The 20,266-nt window shown below is 43.2% G+C and carries 22 protein-coding genes; 11 read left to right on the plus strand and 11 right to left on the minus strand.

The genetic code is table 11. The features are described from left to right. Positions 1-301 precede the first annotated feature (301 nt). On the minus strand, positions 302-3,478 hold the full coding sequence (locus LKX84_RS06515) for a leucine--tRNA ligase (RefSeq protein WP_228236813.1): 3,177 nt from the start codon (positions 3,476-3,478) through the stop codon (positions 302-304). 215 nt (positions 3,479-3,693) lie between these two features. On the opposite strand from LKX84_RS06515, the gene LKX84_RS06520 reads away from it, so the two are divergent. From LKX84_RS06520 to LKX84_RS06540, 5 genes are all read left to right on the plus strand, one after another. Further along, on the plus strand, positions 3,694-4,572 hold the full coding sequence (locus tag LKX84_RS06520) for a cell division protein FtsX (RefSeq protein WP_228236330.1): 879 nt from the start codon (positions 3,694-3,696) through the stop codon (positions 4,570-4,572). Positions 4,573-4,648: 76 nt separating this feature from the next. Then, positions 4,649-4,912 (plus strand): DUF3098 domain-containing protein, encoded by a 264-nt coding sequence (locus tag LKX84_RS06525; protein ID WP_228236331.1) that lies wholly within the window; start codon positions 4,649-4,651, stop codon positions 4,910-4,912. A 1-nt stretch (position 4,913) separates the two neighbouring features. Then, complete coding sequence (locus LKX84_RS06530; protein ID WP_228236332.1) at positions 4,914-5,708, plus strand: undecaprenyl-diphosphate phosphatase; 795 nt, start codon at positions 4,914-4,916, stop codon at positions 5,706-5,708. Between the two features lie 30 nt (positions 5,709-5,738). Beyond that, positions 5,739-6,428, plus strand: a complete 690-nt coding sequence (truB, locus tag LKX84_RS06535) for a tRNA pseudouridine(55) synthase TruB (protein WP_228236333.1) — start codon at positions 5,739-5,741, stop codon at positions 6,426-6,428. A gap of 75 nt (positions 6,429-6,503) precedes the next feature. After that, entirely contained in the window at positions 6,504-7,223 is a 720-nt protein-coding gene (locus LKX84_RS06540; RefSeq protein ID WP_228236334.1) for a hypothetical protein, read from the plus strand. On the opposite strand, the gene LKX84_RS06545 is transcribed toward LKX84_RS06540, so the two are convergent. The 5 genes from LKX84_RS06545 to LKX84_RS06565 all read right to left on the minus strand — a co-directional run bounded on the left by LKX84_RS06545 (position 7,206) and on the right by LKX84_RS06565 (position 13,027). Continuing rightward, positions 7,206-7,826, minus strand: a complete 621-nt coding sequence (locus LKX84_RS06545; RefSeq protein ID WP_228236335.1) for a thioredoxin family protein — start codon at positions 7,824-7,826, stop codon at positions 7,206-7,208. The genes LKX84_RS06540 and LKX84_RS06545 overlap by 18 nt on opposite strands. A 97-nt stretch (positions 7,827-7,923) precedes the next feature. After that, positions 7,924-9,336, minus strand: a complete 1,413-nt coding sequence (locus tag LKX84_RS06550; RefSeq protein ID WP_228236336.1) for a TolC family protein — start codon at positions 9,334-9,336, stop codon at positions 7,924-7,926. After that, positions 9,320-10,675 (minus strand): HlyD family secretion protein, encoded by a 1,356-nt coding sequence (locus LKX84_RS06555; protein WP_228236337.1) that lies wholly within the window; start codon positions 10,673-10,675, stop codon positions 9,320-9,322. Before LKX84_RS06555 ends, LKX84_RS06550 begins: the two co-directional genes overlap by 17 nt. Before the next feature lie 5 nt (positions 10,676-10,680). After that, complete coding sequence (locus LKX84_RS06560; protein WP_228236338.1) at positions 10,681-12,348, minus strand: peptidase domain-containing ABC transporter; 1,668 nt, start codon at positions 12,346-12,348, stop codon at positions 10,681-10,683. Then, positions 12,341-13,027, minus strand: a complete 687-nt coding sequence (locus LKX84_RS06565; protein WP_228236339.1) for a TetR/AcrR family transcriptional regulator — start codon at positions 13,025-13,027, stop codon at positions 12,341-12,343. Before LKX84_RS06565 ends, LKX84_RS06560 begins: the two co-directional genes overlap by 8 nt. 119 nt (positions 13,028-13,146) lie before the next feature. Between LKX84_RS06565 and LKX84_RS06570 the strand changes: the two genes are divergently transcribed. Genes LKX84_RS06570 through LKX84_RS06580 form a run of 3 tightly spaced genes read left to right on the plus strand, consistent with a single transcriptional unit; the run spans position 13,147 to position 14,945 of the window. Further along, positions 13,147-13,710, plus strand: coding sequence for a DNA-3-methyladenine glycosylase I (locus LKX84_RS06570; RefSeq protein WP_228236340.1), 564 nt, complete (start codon positions 13,147-13,149; stop codon positions 13,708-13,710). Then, a complete protein-coding gene (locus tag LKX84_RS06575) occupies positions 13,676-14,275 on the plus strand; it encodes a hypothetical protein (protein ID WP_228236341.1) in 600 nt (199 codons plus the stop codon). Before LKX84_RS06570 ends, LKX84_RS06575 begins: the two co-directional genes overlap by 35 nt. 13 nt (positions 14,276-14,288) lie before the next feature. Continuing rightward, entirely contained in the window at positions 14,289-14,945 is a 657-nt protein-coding gene (locus tag LKX84_RS06580; protein WP_228236342.1) for a DUF2490 domain-containing protein, read from the plus strand. Here the strand turns inward: LKX84_RS06580 and aat are convergent. Both aat and LKX84_RS06590 read right to left on the minus strand, forming a co-directional pair. Further along, positions 14,916-15,548 carry a leucyl/phenylalanyl-tRNA--protein transferase gene (aat, locus tag LKX84_RS06585; RefSeq protein ID WP_228236814.1) on the minus strand — a complete coding sequence of 211 codons (633 nt, stop codon included), beginning with the start codon at positions 15,546-15,548 and terminating at the stop codon, positions 14,916-14,918. The two genes, LKX84_RS06580 and aat, sit on opposite strands and share 30 nt — an antisense overlap. A gap of 143 nt (positions 15,549-15,691) precedes the next feature. After that, a complete protein-coding gene (locus LKX84_RS06590; RefSeq protein ID WP_228236343.1) occupies positions 15,692-16,069 on the minus strand; it encodes a DUF3127 domain-containing protein in 378 nt (125 codons plus the stop codon). Between the two features lie 122 nt (positions 16,070-16,191). Between LKX84_RS06590 and LKX84_RS06595 the strand changes: the two genes are divergently transcribed. Further along, positions 16,192-17,343, plus strand: coding sequence for a sensor histidine kinase (locus LKX84_RS06595; protein ID WP_228236344.1), 1,152 nt, complete (start codon positions 16,192-16,194; stop codon positions 17,341-17,343). Positions 17,344-17,346: 3 nt separating this feature from the next. Next, positions 17,347-17,697 (plus strand): hypothetical protein, encoded by a 351-nt coding sequence (locus LKX84_RS06600; RefSeq protein WP_228236345.1) that lies wholly within the window; start codon positions 17,347-17,349, stop codon positions 17,695-17,697. On the opposite strand, the gene LKX84_RS06605 is transcribed toward LKX84_RS06600, so the two are convergent. Together LKX84_RS06605 and greA are read right to left on the minus strand one after the other, a co-directional pair. Next, positions 17,690-18,082, minus strand: a complete 393-nt coding sequence (locus LKX84_RS06605) for an HIT family protein (protein ID WP_228236346.1) — start codon at positions 18,080-18,082, stop codon at positions 17,690-17,692. The two genes, LKX84_RS06600 and LKX84_RS06605, sit on opposite strands and share 8 nt — an antisense overlap. Positions 18,083-18,150: 68 nt before the next feature. Continuing rightward, positions 18,151-18,627: a transcription elongation factor GreA gene (gene greA / locus LKX84_RS06610; protein WP_228236347.1), complete on the minus strand. Its 477-nt coding sequence runs from the start codon at positions 18,625-18,627 to the stop codon at positions 18,151-18,153. A gap of 188 nt (positions 18,628-18,815) precedes the next feature. Between greA and LKX84_RS06615 the strand changes: the two genes are divergently transcribed. Further along, the gene (locus tag LKX84_RS06615; RefSeq protein WP_228236348.1) at positions 18,816-19,253 is read left to right on the plus strand and encodes a Rieske (2Fe-2S) protein; all 438 of its coding nucleotides are present in this window, start codon (positions 18,816-18,818) and stop codon (positions 19,251-19,253) included. Here the strand turns inward: LKX84_RS06615 and LKX84_RS06620 are convergent. Next, on the minus strand, positions 19,250-20,251 hold the full coding sequence (locus LKX84_RS06620) for a Gfo/Idh/MocA family protein (protein ID WP_228236349.1): 1,002 nt from the start codon (positions 20,249-20,251) through the stop codon (positions 19,250-19,252). The genes LKX84_RS06615 and LKX84_RS06620 overlap by 4 nt on opposite strands. Positions 20,252-20,266 lie beyond the last annotated feature (15 nt).

The raw sequence follows: 20,266 nt of genomic DNA on the forward strand, positions 1-20,266 counted from the left end.
AACATGCTTTTTAACATTTATACCCTATTTTTTAATGGGGTTGTGATTATAAATATATTTTTATTTGAGTTGACCCCTATTTTTTTTAGGGGTATATATATTTAAAAATAAAAAAGCATACCGATCGGCATGCTTTTCTGTGCTATTGTTATAAGATTCTTATTGATTGCCCCTATTTTATAATGAAACTAAATTTTCGTCTACCTAAACCTGTTTCAGGTTCTCATTGAACTATTTATGAATACGGATGAGATTCCGAACCAAGCTCGGAATGACGGAACAACACGTGTTGCTTTTAAACCTATCCTACTATATTGACAATCTTTCCGGGAACCACAATCACTTTTTTAGGTGCCCTTCCCTGCAATTGTTCTTGGGTTTTTTCATGGGCCAACACCGCTGCTTCAATGGCCTTGCTGTCCATATCCGTTGGCAATTCCAACTTGAACCTCACTTTACCATTAAATTGAATCGGATACTCCTTGCGGCTCTCCACCAAATATTTTGCTTCAAACGTAGGGAATGGAGCTTCCGCAATGGACTCCGTATGGCCCAATCGCTCCCAAAGTTCTTCGGCAATATGTGGCGCGTAGGGCGATACCAGAATGGCCAACGGCTCCAAAATGGATTTGCTGGTACATTTTTGGGCAGTGAGTTCGTTCACGCAGATCATAAAGTTGGATACTGAGGTGTTGAACGAAAAGTGCTCGATGTCTTCTTGTACCTTCTTGATGGTCTTGTGCAATGTTTTTAGGTTATCGGCGGTGGGCTCCGCTTCGGTGACGCTTCGACTACGCTCAGCGTCCGTATCGAAAAAGGGCGTGTACAGCTTCCATAGTTTCTTCAAAAAGGAAGATACGCCAGTAATCCCAGCAGTGTTCCAAGGCTTGGATTGCTCCAAAGGACCCAAGAACATTTCGTACAACCGAAGGGAATCCGCTCCATACTCCTCACAAATGGCATCAGGGTTGACGACATTCAGTTTTGACTTGGACATTTTTTCGACTTCTCTGCCAACCTTATAGATATCATTTGAACTATAAATTTCTTCACCATTCTCTCCAATAAATATGGCATTTGAATATTCGTTGCCAAATTCATCATCCTTTTTCAAACTGTCAATATCTAATTCATCAGATGCATTAACGTATTTTACTTTAACACGAATGGGATTAAAGTCAATTGAACATTCATAATCGTCTATTTCTTGATCTTGTCTGAGCTCATTAAATTCTCCCTCTATATATGCAGCAAGTCTCTTACCTAAAAATGAAAAATCTTTTGTTCTTTCATGTTCCTCCACTCTTCCTTTGGAAACCAAAACTACTTCCTCGAAAGAATTATCTTGTTCTGAGATTCTTCCAGCCTCATTAAATCTTACCGACAAAAAAGTCACTCTAACCCTATAAACAAAAGCACTCGTTCCGGTTATCATCCCTTGGTTGATCAACTTTTTAGCATACTCGTCCTTGGACACATAGCCCATATCGAACATAAACTTTTGCCAAAAACGGGAATACAACAAGTGGCCCGTGGCGTGCTCGCTACCTCCAATGTAGAGATCCACATCTTGCCAATAGTCAATGGCTTCCTTGGAGAAAATGGCCTCGTTGTTTCGGGGATCCATGTACCTATTAAAGTATTGGGAGCTTCCTGCCCAACCCGGCATAGTGTTCAATTCCAATGGAAAAACAGTTTTATAATCAATTAATTGATTATTGACCACTGTACATTGTTCCGTGTTCCAAGCCCAATGGGTGGCATTGCCCAAGGGTGGTTCGCCCGTTTCGGTGGGAAGGTATTTTTCCACTTTGGGTAGTTCCAATGGCAAGTGTTCCAAAGCGATCATCTGCGGCATCCCGTCCACATAATACACAGGGAAAGGTTCCCCCCAATACCGTTGACGGCTGAACACCGCATCCCGAAGGCGATAATTCACCTTGCCCTTACCCTGACCTATTTTTTCCAGTTCTGCGATGGCCTTTTTGGTGGCTTCCTTATAGGAAAGTCCATTCAAAAAGTCGGAATTGGCGATAATGGTCGCGGCCTTGTCGGCAAAAGCCTCTTCGGAAATATCCACACCCTCAAAAATATTGGGGATGTCTATGTTGTAATGTTTCGCAAAATCATAATCGCGTTGATCTCCGCACGGAACGGCCATCACGGCACCTGTTCCATAGCTGGCCAACACGTAGTCGCCGATCCAGATCGGAATAGGCTCTTTAGTGAACGGATGCTCGGCATAAGCTCCGGTAAAAGCACCCGACACCGTTTTTACATCGGCCATACGGTCCCGTTCAGAACGTTTTGCGGTGGCCTCCACGTAGGCTTCCACCTCAGCTTTTTGTTCTGGGGTAGTAATCTTGGCCACCAACTCATGTTCCGGGGCCAAAGTCATAAAGCTCACCCCAAAAATGGTATCGGGGCGGGTGGTAAAGACTTCTATCTGATAGGGGTGATTGAGCGGAGTCGAAATCACATCTTTTTGAGACTTCTCGACTGCGCTCGAAGTGACACCATCACCAGAAATCACATCTTTTTGAGACTTCTCGACTGCGCTCGAAATGACACCTTCGTCGCTTCGACTACGCTCAGCGTCCAATACATTAAAAGTTACTGATGCTCCTTCAGAACGACCGATCCAGTTGGTTTGGGAATCCTTCAAGGGTTGTGGCCAATCAATCTTGTCCAAACCATCCAACAAACGCTGGGCATAAGCGGTAATACGCATGCTCCACTGCGTCATTTTTTTACGAATCACCGGGTGTCCCCCTCGTTCCGAAACGCCATTTACAATCTCATCATTGGCCAAAACAGTCCCCAAGGCCGGACACCAGTTCACCTCGGTATCCGCCAAATAGGTCAACCTATATTTCAAAAGGATTTCTTGCTTTTCCTTTGCTGAAAAATGGTTCCAATCCGAAGCAGAAAAAGTTGGAGTATCGTCATCACAAGCAGCTTGCACATTGGCATTCCCTTCTTTTTCAAATATGGAAACCAAGGTTTCAATGTTTTCCGCTTTATCGGATGTTTTATTGTACCACGAATTAAACAATTGGATGAAAATCCACTGTGTCCATTTGTAATACGCAGGGTTGGAAGTACGCACTTCTCGACTCCAATCGAAAGAGAAACCCAATTGATCTAACTGCTCCCGATATCTTTTGATGTTGTTTTCGGTAGTAATAGCCGGATGCTGGCCGGTTTGGATGGCGTACTGTTCTGCCGGCAAACCGAAGGAATCATACCCCATGGGATGCAATACGTTGAACCCTTTGTGTCTTTTGTAGCGCGAATAAATATCCGTGGCAATGTAGCCCAGCGGGTGACCCACGTGCAATCCCGCCCCCGAAGGATAGGGGAACATGGACAACGCATAAAATTTGGGTTTATCGGAATGATTGGAAGCCTTAAAGGTTTCATGCTCTGCCCAATACTTCTGCCACTTGGCTTCAATTTCACGGAAATTGTAGTTCATCATACTTCTTTATGGTAATTTGTCACATCGAGCCCTTCGACTGCGCTCAGGGTAAACTCTGGTCGAGATGTCTCAAACATATTGGAAGAGATTTCTCGCCCTGATACATCAGGACTCGAAATGACAATAAACTGTATCTCTTTTCGAGTTGCAAAAATAGGTTTAATCCCCTAAATACAATTTACTTTTCTATTTTTACGTACTGATTCCACTATATGAGCCAATATATTGAAAGATATCAGCGAAGAAAACTGATCTCCTCTTATTTTTCCGTGGTTTTGAGTATTGCCTTGGTCCTTTTCCTGTTGGGTGTACTCGGACTTTTGGTATTGAACACCAAAAAGTTGGCGGACCATTTTAAGGAGCAGATCACCATTTCGGTCTTCCTGAAGGACAATGCAAAACCCGTGGAAATTGATCAATTGCAAAAAAGTCTGGCCTTGGCCGAATACACCAAGTCTGCCGAATATATTTCCAAGGAAGATGCCGCGGAGCAATATAGCGAGGATATTGGGGAAAATTTTGTGGAGTTTTTGGGGTATAACCCGCTTCAAAATTCCATCGATGTGCATTTGAAGGCCGATTTTGTTTCTCCTGAACAGATTGAACAGATTGCAGGTGACCTGGCCTCCAAAACCTATGTGGAAGAAGTGAGTTATGACAAGCCCTTGATCGAGCTACTAAATGACAACGCCCGAAAAATCAGTCTCTGGATCTTGGTAGCCAGTGCCATTTTCACGGTTATTGCAGTTTTGCTCATTAACAGCTCCATTCGATTGTCCATTTACTCCAAACGATTCATTATCAAGACCATGCAAATGGTTGGCGCCACCAAAACCTTCATTAGACGACCGTTTATTTGGACGAACATTAAGTTGGGAATGGTAGGTGCCGTGGTAGCTTTGATCGCTTTGGGCATTTTGATCTATTACATCAACAAGAATTTTCCCGAGCTGAACCTGTTCAACGAATATGTGGCCCTCATCTTTTTGTTTGTGGGGGTATTTGGTTTGGGAGTGATCATTTCATGGGCGAGCACCCATTTTGCCACCCAACGCTTCCTTAACTTGAGGACGGACGATTTGTACTATTAGACACAAGACTCTGGAACGCTGCGCTTTTAGATATAGGACGGCGTAAACCTGGGAAAGTTTTGATTAAATTTGTGGCATGAGTAAGAAAAACAACAACGATCAAAAAACCAATAGGGAGTTCCTTTTTCAGAAGAAAAACTACCTTTTCCTTTTTATCGGAATTGCGTTTATCGCCTTGGGCTTTATTTTGATGGCCGGAGGCGGGAGTGACGATCCCAACGTATTCAATCCGGATATCTACAGTTTTAGAAGGATTCGATTGGCACCGACATTGGTCCTTATCGGTTTGGGCATTCAGATATATGCCATTTTGTTGAACCCTAACAAAAACAAGGAATAATTTGGAATTGATCGATGCTATCATCCTTGGGATCATTCAAGGATTGACCGAATTTTTACCCGTATCCTCCAGTGGGCATTTGGAATTGGGAAAAGCGATTTTGGGAGCCCATGCCATGCCTGAGGAAAGTTTGTTGTTTACCGTGATCCTTCACTTTGCCACCGCTTTGAGCACGATTGTGGTATTCAGAAAAGATATTCTTGGAATTTTTAAGGGCCTTTTTCAATTCAAGTGGAATGAAGAAACTCAGTTTTCCCTTAAAATCATCATCTCCATGATTCCGGCTGCTTTGGTCGGACTCTTTTTGAACGATTTTATCGAAGTATTCTTTGATGGTGCCATCGTGATCGTGGGCATCATGTTAGTGATCACTGCCTTTTTGCTATATCTGGCCGATTTGGCCAAAACCACGGATAAAGGGGTTTCGTTCCGAAGTGCTTTCGTTATTGGAATGGCCCAGGCCGTCGCCATTTTACCAGGAATTTCCCGAAGTGGGGCCACTATTTCCGCGGCAGTACTTTTAGGTGTGGACAAAGGAAAATCAGCACGTTTTTCGTTCTTGATGGTTGTTCCTCTGATCCTAGGAAAAGTAGCCAAGGATTTGATGGGTGGTGATATCAATTTTCATGGGGACCAAGCTGTTGCCATGGGCGCTGGATTTGTTGCAGCCTTCATCGCCGGCCTTGCTGCCTGTACCTGGATGATCAAACTGGTACGCCAAAGCAAACTGACCTATTTTGCCATCTATTGTTTGATTGTTGGCTTGATCGCCCTTGCTTGGAGTATCTGGGGATAGATTTTTATCTTTGCCCAAACCCCAAAGCCTTTGAAAACCGAAGAAGATTTTTTAACCGGTCAGATCATTTTGATCGACAAACCTTTGGAATGGACTTCGTTCCAAGCCGTGAATGCCCTAAAATGGGCCATCCGGAAAAAATTCAACCTTAAAAAGTTGAAAATTGGCCATGCGGGCACCTTAGATCCATTGGCCACTGGGCTTTTGATTATTTGTACCGGTAAATTCACCAAAAAAATTCCCGAATTACAAGGACAGGTCAAGGAATACACCGGAACCTTCACCCTTGGTGCCACAACTCCTTCCTATGATATGGAAACCGAAGTGGACCAAACTTTTCCAATGGAACATATCACTGAAGCATCCATTCAAAATGCAACCCAACATTTTTTGGGTGAAATAGAACAGTTACCACCAGTATTTTCCGCCTTAAAAAAAGATGGAAAACGATTGTATGAGTTCGCTAGAAAGGGAGAGCAAGTGGAAGTGCAACCAAGAAAAATCGAAATTTTGGAATTCGAAATCACCAGAATTGATCTGCCAGAAGTCGATTTTAGGGTGGTTTGCAGTAAGGGTACCTATATCAGGTCCTTGGCGCATGATTTTGGCAAAGTTTTGGATTCCGGGGCCTATTTATCGGCACTTCGGAGAACCAAAATAGGGGATTATAACGTAAATAAAGCTACCACCCCCTTGGTTTTCAAAGAAGAATTGGGGTAAAAAAGATGCTTGTCAACAAAAGGCAAGGATGTTTTGGATAAAATATTTTTCGAAAAAAGCGGTTATAGATAGACCATGAACCTGAACAGAAGCCAATTATCGCTCCTAATCACCTTCTTCTCCATGTCCATAGTGGTTTTGTTGCTATTCAGCATCCACTTAGGGGGCATGCAGGAGGATGAGTATGTTATTGAGATGAGTTTGGCCGATGAAGATATCGAGGAGCTCATTAAGCAAGAGGAGCAGAAATTGGAGGAATTGGCCGCCAACAGTGATCCTATAAAAAGCCACATGGCCTATAACGAGACTGCAAAGCCTACCATTGGCAGCCCCGAACCTCTCAAAACCTTGGAAGAGCTGATGGAGGAAAGAGCCATGAGCAGTGAAACAGGAGAACCAGGAGGAGACGCTGCGTTCAATGAGCAATTGCAGCAATTAAAGGCCCAGCGGGACGAGAAAAAACAAAAATTGGGGGAACGTGATGCCCAAAAAGAAGAATTCACCAATTACCTCAAGGACAGACGTACTTCCATTTCCTTTTCTTTGATCGATCGTAATTCCTACGAACTGCCACCACCCATTTATACCTGTATTGAAGGCGGCAAGGTGGTCATCAACATTAAAGTGGATGGCAATGGCTATGTGACCGAAGCCGACTTTAATGATAAAAGTTCCGGTACCAGTAATGGTTGTTTGGTTGACAAAGCTATTGAATATGCCCTTCGGGCCCGATTTAGTCCGAGTACCAAAAGTGAGCAGATCGGCACCATTACCTACCTATTCCAGAGCAAGTAACTGCAGGATTTCCGATAGAATTTCTTCGCCTTTATCCTTGTTATACCATACTTGAAGTTCCTGCTTGCAGGCATCTGTCAATTTTCCGTGTTCTTTTTTGCAGTCTTCCACCATTTGGGCGGCTCCCTGTGGTCTTGGTCCCCATTCCCCAACAATGGTTTGGTTGTGGTTGTCCAGAACAATCACCTTTGGAATGGATTTGGAACCGTGGGTTAAAAAAGCATCCATAAGATTGGGATGTTCGTCCCTCAAAACCACTTTCAGGGATATTTTTGGGTTAGATTCTGCAATCTTATTCACTACCGGCAAACTAGCAGCCGCATCACCACACCAACTTTCAGTGATGACTAGAAACGTCAAATCCTGTTGTAACTTGGAAAGTTTATCAATGGCTTCCCCAGGGAGTTTAAAGGTTTTGTCCCATCGGGTCATCCGACGGTCGTTGAGTTGGGTAAAATTGATTCGGGATTCGGACTGTTCCTCACCGGTTGTTTTTCCATTCAACGCAAAGTCATGGACCAATTCCCGATACTGAGGGCAATCCATTCCTTTTGCTATTCCTTCCTTAACAAAATCCAATTTTTCTTCTTGCAAAACCTCCATAAAAAAATTTTTGTCAAAAGTAGCTCGGGCCCTAAGCCCATTTGCTGACTTTTGTCATTGGTTGCCAATCAATCGCAATCCTTACAAAGTGAAAAAATTATAATGCTTTTGGGTTGATGGCCAAGCTTTTGAACAAGGTGGCCTTCGTTTTAAAGAACTTGTTTTCCATCTCGTTTTGCTTTAAAAAGGCATCAATCAATTTACCTTCACGGGTATTGATCAAGAAAAGGGAGCTTTCACCAAAACTGAATTTCCTTTCCTCCGCAGCCAACAAAGTGGCATAATCTTTTACAATAGCATCGATCAATTGGTTCTGGGTCACATAAGAATCCAATTCCCTGTAAATGGCAGTAACCTTATTTTGGATCTCCACCTCAGCGTTGTCCCTTTCAAAAACGGCATCCTTCAATTTGAACTTGGCCAATTTTAGATCTCCTCTTTCCTTCCTTAAAAACAAGGGCAATTGAAAGGACAGTCCTCCCTTGTAATTTTCCGTGACGAAGGAATTCATCAGTTCCGGGGTTTCGGTGATGAAATTGTATTCCACATCAAGTTTAGGCAACAGTTTATTGGTTTTCAATCGTTTGTCAACCTGCAAGCCTTCAATTTTGTATTCCAACGACATTAATTTTGGATGGTTTTCCAGATTGAAACTATCCAAGGGCACTCCCTCAATTTCCAAAGTAGTGTCTACATCAAATGCCATATCTTCATCGGGTCGTACCCCTTCCTGCAATTCCACTGGAACATCCTCGATCCACAAAAAATTGGACAGCTCCAATGACTTTTTCATCAGGTTCACTTTGGCCTGCTCAAATCCGAGAGCTCGATTTCGTACCGCGATCTTTGCCTCAACCGTATCGATCATGGCCTTGTCCCCTGCCAGGGCACTTTCCCGGATACCGTTGAACCTGATCTCCGCATTCTCCAAAAAATCCTGATATACTTTGGCATCTTTATGGGCCTGTACCCAATCAAAATAGGCAACCGAAGCTTTATATAGCACCTCGTTCACTTGAAGGTCCTGCTCCGCCTTGGATTGCTCCCTAAAAAATTTGGCTTTGCGAAGCGTGGCCATCCGTTCATTGATCCAAAATCCCTGTGCCAATGACATGGAAACCCCTGCACTGTAGAGACCGTCTTCGGGCAAGGTTTCATCCGGATTCAGATAATATCCTTCGTTCTGCTGAAAATTGCCTTTGAGTTCGATTCCGAACCATGTAGGAATTTTGAACGTGGTGTTCAATCGGTCCCAATACTCGGTGCCCTTAAATTCCTTTCGTTCATAATCCACCTCTATTTTTGGGTCGAAACCACCTCTGGCTTTCATCAAATTGGCCTGTCCCATAGCGATGTTCAACTGCGCCTGCTTGGCCACAGGATGGTATTTTTTCACATAGCCCAAATATTCCTTGAAACCCAACACCAACGAATCTTGCTGGGCGCTACCTTGAGTGACCCACAAAAAAGCAACAAGGAACAAGCCGATAGCCCTATTTCTTGGTAGCATCTGCACTGGTATTTTGGGGTTGATAATAGTTAGGCGGGAAACCGTTAAGCTGTCTCCACAGTTCGAACCAGATCGGAACATCTTCCAAAAGGGCCATGGTACTGGCTCCTGATCCAACCCGAATATCTTTTGGCCATGGCGCCTCTTCTTCATCCGGGGCCAAAAGCACCCGATATTTGCCATTCGGGCTGATGAAGGTTTCAATCGCCACTATTTTACCTCCGAAGGTACCATAGGAAACATTGGGCCAACCGCTGAACACGATGGATGGCCAACCATCAAACTGGATACGGACCTTTTCCCCCACATGCACCAAGGGAAGGTCAATGGGATCCACATACGTTTCCACAGCAATGTCGTAATTGGCCGGCATGATACCCACCAATTGTGCACCTTCTTTAAAAGTTTCTCCGATTCCGGATTGGATAGCCTTATTGATGTACCCACTTTGCGGCGCACGAATGTAGAGCAGGCTGTTCCGCATCTCGTAATTGGTGTACTCGTTTTCCAACTTGGTCACCTGCGCCTCCGAATCAAATTGGTTGGACTGGGCCGTATACAGATCACTCTGGGCCTTGGATATCTTGTCCGTATATTCCGCTTGCACCCGATTGATTTCTACTTGGGCATTGATCACATCATTTTTACTGGTGAGCAACTTGTTTTCCTGGCTGATGAGTTTGGCCTGGGTTTCTTGAAGTTTTAGACGTTTTTCTTCCACATCTGTAATGGCTTTTAGGCCTTCTTCCTGTAGTTGCACCACCCGATCATACTGCCTTTGTGCAATGGCAATATTGGTCTTGGCGGCTTCCAAATCAATGCTATCACTCTTCACCTTCAACTTGGATTGAATCAATTTGTTTTTGGCCTGTTCCAATTTTAAACCTCTTTCTTGATTAAGTGCAGTAATCTGGGTTCCAAGGGCTTTTACTTTCTCTTGATACGAGGTAACCGACATGGACTTGGCCTTGATCTGTTGTCCGGTACGCTCTACCAAATTGGGATCAAAGTATTCGCTCTTTACTTCGGAAATATAAAGGATGGTATCCCCTTTTTCCACGAAATCACCTTCCCGAACATACCATTTTTCAATCCGGCCCGGAATTGGGGATTGAATGGTCTGTGGCCTTTGGTCCGGTGTCAAGGTGGTCAAGTACCCCTTGCCGGAGATGTTCTGGGTCCAAGGTAAAAACAGGACAATGAACATAATGATGGAAAACACCGCCAAAAAACGGTTGAATTGCTTGTAATGTCTTTTGTGGAAAACCTTTTTACCGGCTTTATATCCGGTCAGGTCCACCGTTTCGTTCAACTTGCTATGTGAGGAAATATTCAACATAATTCTTAATTTTTTTGGATCAAACGTCCATTTTCCATTCGCACCACCGCATCACATCTACTTACCCACTTTGGGTTTTCACTGACTACCACCAAGGCCCAGCCATTGGATGAATCGGTTAGGAAGTCCATTATTCTTTCGGTCTCTTCTTCATCAAATTGATCCAGGGGATCTTTAAGGATCATCAACTTGGGCCGGATGACGATACTCCTGGCCAACACAATTTTCTTGGATATGAAATCCGGTATTTTTTTGCCTTCGGGATATAACATGGTCTTTAAGCCGAGGGGCTGCTCCTTCACAAATTGCGTAAGTCCGACCTTCTCCAAGGCCCAGTACACATCCTCCATTGATAATTCAGTATTCCCGAAGGTGATGTTGTCCAAAATGGTTCCTTCAAATGGGTATTCCTCTGTAAGGGCATGGCCCAACAAGGACCTGTACTCCCGCAGGTTAACCCCAGAAATGGCCACATTGTTCACAAATATATTCCCTTGATCAGGCTCAATTATCCCCGCTATCAAACGCAACAGGGTTGCTCTTCCCGATCCATTCGGACCCTGGATCAACATGCGTTTACCAGGTGGAATCATCAAAGAAATATTGTCTATGATCCTCTTATCACGTCCTGGAACGTTATATACCAAATTTTGCAATTCTATGGTTAGGCCATCTTTTCCTGCAAAAGGAGTTTCCCCTTCTTGGTGCTCCAGTTCCTTATCCACAACTTGGCCTAATTTTTCCAGGGAAGTGAGCAAATCGTAAAAGGTTTCAAGGCCCAAAATCATTTTTTCAACGGAGCTGATAACCAAAAGGATGATGATTTCTGCAGCCACAAACTGCCCAATGTTCATTTCCTGATCCAATACCAAAAGACCACCGATAAGCAAAAGTCCGGCCGTAACCAGAACCTTGAATCCGATCATTTGGATGAACTGCAGTACCAAAACCCTAAAATGGCTTTCCCTTGCATCTAGATAATCCGCTACCAAGGCATCGTTTCTTTGTATGGCCTGAGATGTTTTTCCGGAGAGTTTAAAGCTGATGATGGACCTTGCAATCTCCTGTATCCAATGGGCCACCTTGTATTTCATTTTGGATTCTTCCAAACTGGTGTCCAATCCACGTTGGGCCGTAAACTTGAATACTATGTAGATCAACAATACCAGTAACAATCCATATATGATGAAAAATGGGTGGTAGAAAGAAAGCAACAGGAGTCCGAAAACAATCTGCAACAAGGCCGCCGGAAAATCGATCAATACCTTTGTCAATGATTTTTGAATGGTGAGGGTATCAAAAAAACGGTTGGCCAGTTCAGGCGGGTAATAATTTCTGAGTTCCCTCATCTTGATTTTCGGAAACCTATACGCAAACTCAAAGGATGCTCGGGTGAAGATCTTCTGCTGCAGGTTTTCAATGATCCTTATCTGCATCAATTGAAGCGTACCCACAAAGGCCACACCCAAGGTCACCAAAACCACCAAAACCACCCAAGAGGTGCTCACCCTGGCTCCTTGTATCAAATTAATGATGGCTTGGATACCCAAAGGGAGGGAGAGGTTCACCAATCCGGCAAATATGGCGTAATAAAAAATTTGAAAAATGTCTTTTTTGTCCAGGGCAAGCAGGCCCATCAACCGCTGCCAAGCGGTGAGAATGTTTTTAGCCATTAACTTTGAGGTTTAACGTTTTGAAAATCAAATCCGTAAAAAATTGGGTCGGCGTAACGGTTTCGTTACAATTGGTAAGCATGGGAAAATGTTCTTTCAGGAAATATTGGTGCAGGGTACCCTCCAAAATGGTACTGGCCAGACTTAAAGGGTAGGCATAGGACTTGTCCACAGCCACGATCATATCACTCAAACGGCCCACTAATCTTTTACATACAATAAAATACCCGTTCTTGTCCTCATTGTTTACTTCTTTTACCAAGTACGATTTGGAGTATTCGTTGACAATGATCTTGTTCAGTATTTCTTCGTTGACATGGGAAAAAGCGTTGTCCTCTTCCACATTTTGGGTGAGCACTTCAATGGCCTTGGTCAGCTTTTCCACAGGATCGGAAATTCCGTTGGTATCAAAGACCATTCGGTATTCCATCCAACCCCAGTACCATGATGCCAGATAGAGCAATAGCTTGTGCTTGTTCTCAAAATAGCGATAAATGGAACTTTCATTGGAATGGATACGGACCCCAAGCTTTTTGAAGGTGAAATGCTCAAAACCGATTTCATCGATGAGCAGAATACTTTCTTCCACAATTTTTTTCCCAAGACTCGAAGACTCAGGGTCCTTGATATACAACTTGTCGTTTATCCCAATTTTTAGGGAGTGCATCAACACGTCCATTTGAACAATTTTAAAAATAATTCTCGCTAAATTAATAGTATTACTATTATATGCCAATACTTTAACTTTCGGTTAACGATCCATCTATTTCGCTTACTTTTGAAAAAAAATGATGCAGGATGGATAAACATAGGTGTGGTTGGTGTTTGGGAGACCCCTTGTATGAGGCTTATCATGATATGGAATGGGGAGTGCCTGTTAAAGATGACGAGACCCTTTTTGAATTCTTGATATTGGAAACCTTCCAAGCTGGTCTTAGCTGGATAACCATTCTGCGAAAACGGGAGCATTTTAGGGAAGCCTTTGATCATTTCGATTATAAAAAAATAGCGGAATACGGTCAGGAAAAGGTGGATGAACTGCTTCAAAACCCAGGTATCATCCGTAATAAACTGAAGGTACATGCCACTGTGACCAATGCCCAGGCTTTCATGGAAGTGCAAAAGGAATTTGGAAGTTTTAGCAGTTACATTTGGGGATTTGTAAACGGTTCGCCCATTAAAAATGCCTTGCCTCACTACAAACAAGCTCCGGCGACCACGCCACTTTCCGATGCCATTAGCAAGGACTTAAAAAAACGCGGGTTTAAATTTGTGGGCAGTACCGTGATCTACGCGCATATGCAAGCTACCGGTATGGTGAACGATCATGAAGTCAACTGTTTCCGGTACCATGAAGTATAATATTGTTGTCCTAATAGCTTTACTAACGCAGATAGCGTATGGGCAGAACAAGTATGAAAAGGAATCGAGGATAGCCCAAGAGCAGTTTCCGAACACTTCCTATTCCTTGATTCAAAATTATCTGGCCGATGCCAAAAGGGTCCGATTTTATTTTGAAACAAACGGGGACCGCAAAAGCTACGAAGCAAAGTTTAAAAAAGGAAAACTACATTATAGTGTTGAATTTGACCAGAACGGAAACTTGGAAGATGTGGAATTTATAATTGCAGAAATTGATATTCCCGAGGATACCTGGCAAATCATCACAGATTATCTTCGAAACAATTTTCCTAAATATAGGATCAAAAAAATCCAACAACAACATCCATTACATCAACAAAATCCAAAGAAAACCATACACGATGCTCTCCAGAACCTGATTTTACCCTATATCAACTACGAGGTGGTCTTTGCCGTTAAGGAAAATAAGAGCTATCAATCCTATGAGGCCCTTTTCAATGCCGAAGGACAGTTCGTGAAAATCAGCAAATCTTTCCCTGCAAGTTACGACCATGTCCTGTATTAAATCCCACCTTTCCATGCTATTTTTACTATTTGTAGGAATGGCTAGCGCCCAGGAAAATCTGACTGGTTATTGGGAACCGAAATTTTCTGTCAATTATAAGGTTACAGGGCTGTATTCCCATAATTTTTCTCTATCGAACCGTAACTACCTGCTTGATGACGGTCAATTTACCTTACAGGGAAGACAATTGGACCTGGCCCATTTTTCAAAACTGAAAGTACGGGACAACCAAAGTATTTCTGTTGGGGTCCAATACAGATTCCGGAACAATTTTGAAGACGGTGAAAATGAACTTCGTTTTACGCAACAATACAATTTTACTTATAGGCCCTACACCATTAGATTTGGTCACCGGATAAGTGCCGAGCAACGTATTACCCAATCCCTGACCACGCATCGGTTCCGATATCGGATTGCTTTGGATGTTCCGTTGCAAGGTGAAAAATTAGATCCAGGGGAACCCTATTTCGTAGGCTCCCTTGAAAACCTCTGGAGTGTTTCCAAAGGAAACTCCCCACAATATGACACCCGCATATCAAGTCAAATAGGCTGGTTAATTGGTAAGGACCTTACTATTCAATTGGGATTGGAATATAGATTTGAAGATTTTACGGCCGTATCTCCCAAAAACGTTATTTTCCTATTGACCGGCGCCCAATTGGCGCTTTAAAATTTTCATGAAACGGTTTCTGGGAATGAGCTCGGCACCCAAGCTTTCCAAATGGTCTGTGTGCACTTGGCAATCGATTAGGGCATATCCATTTTGTTCCAGTCCCAGTGCCATTTTGATGAAGGCAAACTTTGATGCGTTTGGTTTTAAACTGAACATACTCTCTCCACAGAACACATGTCCCAAGTCCACCCCATATAATCCGCCGACCAGTTCACCATTTTCCCAAACTTCATAGGATTTGGCCCACCCGGCCTTGTGCAATTCGGTATAAGCAGATTTCATTTCAGGTGTGATCCAAGTGCCATCTTGCCCCGAGCGTTCCACTTTTCCGCAAAGTTCCATCACCTTTTCAAAGCACATATTTTGGGTAAGTTCAAAAACATCATCTCGTAAAATCTTGCGCATGCTTTTGGAAATCCTGAGTTTTTTTGGAAACAACACCATTCTGGGATCGGGGCTCCACCAAAGGATTAGGGAATCGTCATTGAACCATGGAAAAATGCCATTCTTATAGGCCAAAAGGAGCCGTTCCATGGAAAGATCACCCCCAACGGCCAGTAAGCCATCCTCATTGGCCGCTTCCACGGGTGGAAACTCCATCCTGTTGTTCAAAAAGTACAGGGGCAAACCCTCTTCAAAGTTTTCCACAGGGCAATTTTTTCCTTAAAAATAATCAATAGGGTTTAAAATGAAAAGATCCGGGAGTTTACCCAGATCTTTCCTATTCTTTTTATTGAAGACGCTTAAAACGGAAGATCGTCGTGGTCTTCTTCATTATAGTCATCAACAGGTTCAAAGGCTTCCATTGGTGGAACCGGTGGCATGTTGCCCGTGTTGGATTCCGGTTGCAAACTCTCAACCCTCCATCCTTGAATGGAATTGAAATATTTGGTTTCTCCCTGTGGGTTTACCCATTCCCTTCCTCTTAGGTTGATACTGACCTTTACCATTTGTCCCGCACTGAAATTGTTCAAAAGATCACATTTGTCCTGAACAAATTCAATCAATATATGCTGCGGATATTGCTCCTCGGTGGTCACTACCAACTCTCTTTTCCTGAAACCATTGTTTCCATACGTCTTGGTTTCGTCTACCATTTTGATTCTTCCCTGAACTTCCATGTATGTTAATTTTTGTTGAATTTCAAAAGTACACAAAATGATTTCCTTTGGAACCCGTTATTTCAACGAACTATTAACATGTTTTCCATTTTCTGCTATCTTTAATAACAATTCAGCCTAAAATGAACTTCAGTCCAAAAAGGAAAACCTCCAACATCATTCTGCTGATTTCCGCATTTGTGATCGTAAGTTTGATATTGTGGAACACCAATAGTTTTTTCAAAAAGTTCAAAGAGGAGGAACGGCTTAAAATGGAGATCTGGGCCACCGCCCAATTGGAGCTGGTGCAATCTTCCGTAGACCAAGAACTGGGGAACCTTACCCTAAAAGTACTGGGCAACAACACCTCCACCCCTATGATCCTGCTCAATGAGAAGGGCTCTTACAAAACCCACAATATTCCTGAGGATAAGATATCCGACAGTGTATATATCCACAAAAAAATAGCACAGTTCAAAAACGAGAACGAGCCCATTTTGATCATTCAGGATGGGGAATTGTTGGAAACACTTTACTACGGCAACTCTGAGGTTTTGAACAAATTGAAGTATTATCCGTTGGCGCTTTTATTGATCATATTTTTGTTCGGAACGGTGATTTTTTTCTTTTTCAGGACGAACAAGGCTTCTGAGCAGAACAAGCTTTGGGCGGGTATGGCCAAGGAAACGGCCCATCAAATTGGTACGCCCTTGACATCACTTTTAGGCTGGAACGAGCTATTGAAAACAGAAAATATCAACCAGGAAGTGACCAAAGAAATTGGCAAGGATATTGATCGTCTTCAAACCATCACCGAGCGTTTTTCCAAGATAGGCTCCATCCCAGAATTGCACGAACATAACATTGTAGCGGAAACCGAGAAAGCCTATGAATACCTGAAAAAGAGAAGTTCCAGACTGGTGCATTTTTCTTTCAGCAGCAATGTGGACAACGTGCCTGTGCTTTTAAATCCACCGCTATATAACTGGAGCATAGAAAATCTAGTGAAAAATGGAATCGATGCCATGAGGGGCAAGGGCAACATCGCCATACAGATCGAGAAAAAAGGAAACTTTGTTCATATATCCGTTTCCGATACCGGACATGGCATTGCCAAAAGTGAATGGCAGAACATTTTCAGTCCGGGGGTAACCTCCAAGAAAAGAGGCTGGGGATTAGGACTTTCGCTTGTTAAAAGGATAGTGGAAGAGTACCATAAAGGAAAAATTAAAGTATTTTCGTCCAGTAAGGAAGGAACAATCATGCAGATTTCCCTGAGAGCAATTGAAAAATGACCTATGGCTAAGGAAAAAAGACTCGTAATAAAGGAAGCTGATATTACCAATAACTGCCCCGAATGTTATAACCAAGAACTTAAGCTTACCTTTTTTCAAAAACACACCTTTAACCCGTTCTTCCACAGGACCACAAACGAGGTAACCCACGAAATAGAGTGTAAGAAATGTCACTCCAAAATTTATCCGGTCAACTGGACCCCGGATATTGAAAGGGTTTTTGACTACTACAATAAATTGGTACAACCCGATAGGCCTTCGGTGCGCTTCACCACCCTATTCTTTATCATCTTGGTTTTGATGCTTTGCTTGGTGGCAGGTGGGGTCTATTTCTTTTTGGAAGGATTTAACTAAGGTGGGATTTTATGGCTTCGGCCACTTCCTCAAACTCTTCCGCTTTTAGGCTTTCCTTATGTTGAAACGTGGCATTGGCCATACTTTGTAGGGGAATCAAGTGCACATGCACGTGTGGTACTTCCAACCCGATGACGGTCATGCCCACCCGCTTACAGGGCACTGCTTTTTCCAAAGCGATCCCCACCTTTCTTGAAAAAGCCATCAGTTTCATGTAAGCATCCTCATCCATTTCCAAGATCTTGTTCACTTCCTTTTTAGGAACGCATAGTGTATGCCCTTTGGAGTTTGGGTTTATGTCCAAAAAAGCAAAATGATCCTCGTCCTCGGCAATTTTGTAGCAAGGAATGTCCCCGTTGATAATCTTGGTAAAAATGCTGGCCATTGTGGTTTGGTTTAAAATGAAAAATCCCGTCTTAAGACGGGATTAAAGATACTGATTTTTAATGGCTGTCAATCCCTGGAGATTTCCAATATTTCCAATTTCAGGGTTCCGTTCGGCACCTTGATCTCGGCTACTTCCCCAACGGTTTTACCCAAAAGTCCTTTCCCAATGGGAGAGGTTACCGATATTTTTCCGGTTTTAAGGTCGGCTTCACTTTCCGCAACCAGGGTATACTTCATTTGCATGCCATTGGCCTGGTTCTTCAATTTTACGGTGGAAAGCACCAATATTTTGGAATTGTCCAATTGCGATTCGTCAATCAAACGCGCATTGGCCAAGGTTTCTTCCATTTTGGAAATCTTCATTTCCAAAAGGCCCTGTGCTTCCTTGGCGGCATCGTACTCGGCATTTTCGGATAAGTCTCCTTTGTCCCGAGCCTCCGCAATGGCCTGTGATGCTTTTGGACGTTCCACATCCTTGAGTTGGTTCAACTCATCCCTCAATTTCTTTAGTCCTTCGGCGGTGTAGTATGATACTTTGCTCATCACTTCAAAATTTTAATGCAAAAGAACATTGAAGAAAATCAAAAAATAATTTCCCCAATGAACGCTTCTCTACAAATACAAAAAATCCTCAACGAGTCCCATGACCTGCATGGATTTTGCGAGGATTTAACGCAAATATAGGCAAATTTTGTTCAACTTTGTTGCTACGTTGATAAGAAACCCCTACCATGAAGCACTTTTGGAGCCTTGCCCTGCTCGTTTCGTTAATTTCCTGTAGTTCAGACAGTACCAATAGAAATCCGTATCTGCAAGAAGTGAGTTTTCGCTTCGAATTAAACCTGAACCTTCCCCTTTATACGAACCTGAACACCATAGGAAATCCTGTATATGTTGGCAATAGCGGAGTAGGCACGCGGGGTGCCTTTGTGATCAAATCCAGTTTGGATACTTATTATGCCTTTGAGGCCAGTTGTCCCAACCATACCCCGAACAGCTGTTCTACCATGACCATTGATGGACAAAATGTGGTGTGCAGTTGCGAAGGGTACACCTATAACCTGTTCACAGGACAACAATTGGACCGCCCAGATGATGGAAATAGATATTATGATCTGCTGTATTACCGTGCCACTTTGAACGGGAACGTGGTGGTCATTTCCAACTAAAGGGTTCCTAAAATCTTGTCCATTACCCAGCTGGTATGCACCCCTGATTTTCCTGTGGATGGATGAAATGATTTGCCTAATAAGTGGTTTTTGATGTTGGCCACATGGAATTCTTGAATATGATCTGGATGAGGAATTTCTACCGTTTGAAAACCTGTTTCATTTTCCAATTGAAGCGAGGCTTCATCCAAAACAGAAAAACTGATTTTTCCTTTGGAACCATAAATATCGACCTTATCTACCCGTTGATGGGTGCCGAAATTCCAAAAGCCTTCACCTGTAACCCCATTTTGATGCAGCCAAACCCCTGAAACTGCATCGAAGGCCGAATACAACCCTTGTTGATTTTTGGCAATCCCACTTGCTTCAACAACATCCCCCAAGAGAAAAGTAAACAGGTCCAATCCGTGACTTGCCAAGTCATCAAAATAACCCCCTGGGGCAATTTGTTTATCCGTACGCCAATTGTAGTTGCCATTCAAATCCAAATTGTTGGGTGGTTTCGATTTTTCCCAATGGATGTGGCGCACCTCACCGATCAAACCATCATCCAACCATTCCTTTATTTTTAGAAATCGAGGGAGGGAGCGCCGATAATAGGCCACGAACAAGGGCAATCCTTTTTCTTCAAACGCCTTATAAATGGCCAAACTATCTTGATAATTTGGGGCCATGGGTTTTTCCACACAGCAGGGTTTGCCCGCTTCGGCCACTAGTAACGCATATTTTTTATGGGAATCAGGAGGAGTGGCAATATATATGGCATCTATTTCAGGATTGAAAATGACTTCCTCGGCATCGGTAGTCCATTGCGGAATATGGTGCCTTTTGGCGTAATCTTCAGCCTTATCAGCATTGCGCCGCATGACCATATCCACTCTAAAACCAGGAGTGTTTCGGTACGCTGGAACACTCTTTTTTTCGGCCACGCCTCCGCAACCGATCACGCCCCATCGCAAGGGCTTCTTTTCTGAAAAATGAAAATGGGATTCTGCCATCTTGTTAAAATTACA

Source organism: Allomuricauda sp. M10 (assembly GCF_020782875.1).
GTDB lineage: Bacteria > Bacteroidota > Bacteroidia > Flavobacteriales > Flavobacteriaceae > Flagellimonas.

What these genes read in the sequence shown, in the direction of transcription:
- LKX84_RS06580 (WP_228236342.1), top strand. Translation starts at nt 14,289, where the DNA reads ATGCTATTTTTACTATTTGTAGGAATGGCTAGCGCCCAGGAAAATCTG.
- LKX84_RS06540 (WP_228236334.1), top strand. Translation starts at nt 6,504, where the DNA reads ATGAACCTGAACAGAAGCCAATTATCGCTCCTAATCACCTTCTTCTCC.
- LKX84_RS06550 (WP_228236336.1), bottom strand. Translation starts at nt 9,336, where the DNA reads ATGCTACCAAGAAATAGGGCTATCGGCTTGTTCCTTGTTGCTTTTTTG.
- LKX84_RS06545 (WP_228236335.1), bottom strand. Translation starts at nt 7,826, where the DNA reads ATGGAGGTTTTGCAAGAAGAAAAATTGGATTTTGTTAAGGAAGGAATA.
- LKX84_RS06520 (WP_228236330.1), top strand. Translation starts at nt 3,694, where the DNA reads ATGAGCCAATATATTGAAAGATATCAGCGAAGAAAACTGATCTCCTCT.
- LKX84_RS06590 (WP_228236343.1), bottom strand. Translation starts at nt 16,069, where the DNA reads ATGGAAGTTCAGGGAAGAATCAAAATGGTAGACGAAACCAAGACGTAT.
- LKX84_RS06565 (WP_228236339.1), bottom strand. Translation starts at nt 13,027, where the DNA reads ATGGACGTGTTGATGCACTCCCTAAAAATTGGGATAAACGACAAGTTG.
- LKX84_RS06525 (WP_228236331.1), top strand. Translation starts at nt 4,649, where the DNA reads ATGAGTAAGAAAAACAACAACGATCAAAAAACCAATAGGGAGTTCCTT.
- LKX84_RS06575 (WP_228236341.1), top strand. Translation starts at nt 13,676, where the DNA reads ATGAAGTCAACTGTTTCCGGTACCATGAAGTATAATATTGTTGTCCTA.
- LKX84_RS06515 (WP_228236813.1), bottom strand. Translation starts at nt 3,478, where the DNA reads ATGAACTACAATTTCCGTGAAATTGAAGCCAAGTGGCAGAAGTATTGG.
- greA (WP_228236347.1), bottom strand. Translation starts at nt 18,627, where the DNA reads ATGAGCAAAGTATCATACTACACCGCCGAAGGACTAAAGAAATTGAGG.
- LKX84_RS06605 (WP_228236346.1), bottom strand. Translation starts at nt 18,082, where the DNA reads ATGGCCAGCATTTTTACCAAGATTATCAACGGGGACATTCCTTGCTAC.
- LKX84_RS06620 (WP_228236349.1), bottom strand. Translation starts at nt 20,251, where the DNA reads ATGGCAGAATCCCATTTTCATTTTTCAGAAAAGAAGCCCTTGCGATGG.
- aat (WP_228236814.1), bottom strand. Translation starts at nt 15,548, where the DNA reads ATGGAGTTTCCACCCGTGGAAGCGGCCAATGAGGATGGCTTACTGGCC.
- LKX84_RS06570 (WP_228236340.1), top strand. Translation starts at nt 13,147, where the DNA reads ATGGATAAACATAGGTGTGGTTGGTGTTTGGGAGACCCCTTGTATGAG.
- LKX84_RS06555 (WP_228236337.1), bottom strand. Translation starts at nt 10,675, where the DNA reads ATGTTGAATATTTCCTCACATAGCAAGTTGAACGAAACGGTGGACCTG.
- LKX84_RS06595 (WP_228236344.1), top strand. Translation starts at nt 16,192, where the DNA reads ATGAACTTCAGTCCAAAAAGGAAAACCTCCAACATCATTCTGCTGATT.
- LKX84_RS06615 (WP_228236348.1), top strand. Translation starts at nt 18,816, where the DNA reads ATGAAGCACTTTTGGAGCCTTGCCCTGCTCGTTTCGTTAATTTCCTGT.
- LKX84_RS06560 (WP_228236338.1), bottom strand. Translation starts at nt 12,348, where the DNA reads ATGGCTAAAAACATTCTCACCGCTTGGCAGCGGTTGATGGGCCTGCTT.
- LKX84_RS06600 (WP_228236345.1), top strand. Translation starts at nt 17,347, where the DNA reads ATGGCTAAGGAAAAAAGACTCGTAATAAAGGAAGCTGATATTACCAAT.